Origin of the sequence: Alicyclobacillus kakegawensis NBRC 103104 (assembly GCF_001552655.1) — a bacterium.
Taxonomy (GTDB): Bacteria; Bacillota; Bacilli; order Alicyclobacillales; family Alicyclobacillaceae; genus Alicyclobacillus_G; species Alicyclobacillus_G kakegawensis.
On record NZ_BCRP01000062.1, the window covers coordinates 1 to 1,271 of the forward strand.

Annotated in this window: 2 protein-coding genes; both read right to left on the reverse strand. The window is 59.7% G+C overall.

What is annotated here, in order from left to right; translation table 11 throughout:
- Window positions 1–324, reverse strand: a 324-nt coding sequence (locus AK2_RS16225; protein WP_157076404.1) for a hypothetical protein, incomplete at its 3' end; no start/stop codon positions are given.
- Window positions 325–369: 45 nt separating this feature from the next.
- Window positions 370–921, reverse strand: coding sequence for a crossover junction endodeoxyribonuclease RuvC (locus AK2_RS16230; protein WP_067937151.1), 552 nt, complete (start codon window positions 919–921; stop codon window positions 370–372).
- Between the last annotated feature and the right edge of the window lie 350 nt (window positions 922–1,271).

Sequence of the window (1,271 nt, forward strand, 5' to 3'; positions counted from 1 at the left end):
CCGGCGACGCTCCCGATCCTTCGGGTCTTCATCGATATCGGGCGGCAAATGCGGGAGTCTCGATTCATCGAAGCCCGGAGCACGGATGGTACGCGGGTCGGCAGCGCGCTCGTACCCGGGCAGCGGCTTGCGCACCTGCGGGCGCCCTTCCATGTCGAGTTCCAACATGCGGCGCCTGTATCTGTACAACCGGAAGTACTCCCGCACCATCTGCCGTGTCCGTGTCTTGTCCACCTTCCGCAGCCCCAAGTCCATTTGTATCCATCGCACCCCTATGCTAGGATTTTGGTGGACGAGCAGCATAATCGTCATCGCTGCTGGCAAATCCCCTTTTCTCCTTGTTTCCTCGCCCCTTTGATGAGGCTCTTTTTACGCTTGCCCCACTTCAACTTGAACTTGGGCTTTGATAAGCTCCACTGCCGCGACGCACAAAGCGCAGGCATCGCTGACATCCCACAGGCGCTCCCGCACCTCGCCCTTGCGCTTGCCGGTCTTGTAGTACAACGGAACCGCGATCTCGTCGTAGTCCAGCCCATACTTGGCCTGCAGAGCCAAAGCCACATCCTCTTTGTCCGCAGCGCCGTGGCCAGCCGCATACAGCTTGGCCAACTGCGGTGTCACCGGCATGATGGCCTTGTGCCGTTCGAGTGCGGCGATTTCGCAGGCTGCGTACATCTCGATGAGCAGGCGCGCCACCTTGCCGCTGCGCATGGCCATGGGCTTCTCGAGTGCCACGACATCCGGATTCCACTGGTCGATGAGTCGGCCTGCACGATTTTTGAGGACCCGCAGCACCTCGGGGTGAGTGAAGCCGGTCATGTCCAAGAGCCCATGCCCCTCGAACACCATCGCGTCACCCTCCAGCGATACCACCGCCCACCCTGCGTACCTGGTCCCATGGTCAACGCCGAGGATTTTCACGGGCCGTTCCCTTCTTCCCTGCAGATTTCGGCATGCTGGCTGGCCGTAACGCGTATTCCAACACCTGCGTATGCCCATCTGGCAATTGCCAAGAACAACGAATGACCGTCGGCTTACCGCCACTTGATTACCTGGGCTTGTACCAATGTCGCGGTCATTCGCCTCCACCTCCACGCGGATGGTCTTGTCGGCGGCCGATATCCGGATGCCTTTCACCTTCGACTGCAAGTCGCACTTTTGAAGCTGCCTGACCAAGCTGTCGAACACGACGATGATGGCGTAACCGTGGGCTTATCCGGAATTTTGACCCAGCATGTGGTTGCCACCGTATCATGGCCCCTTTCGATGGG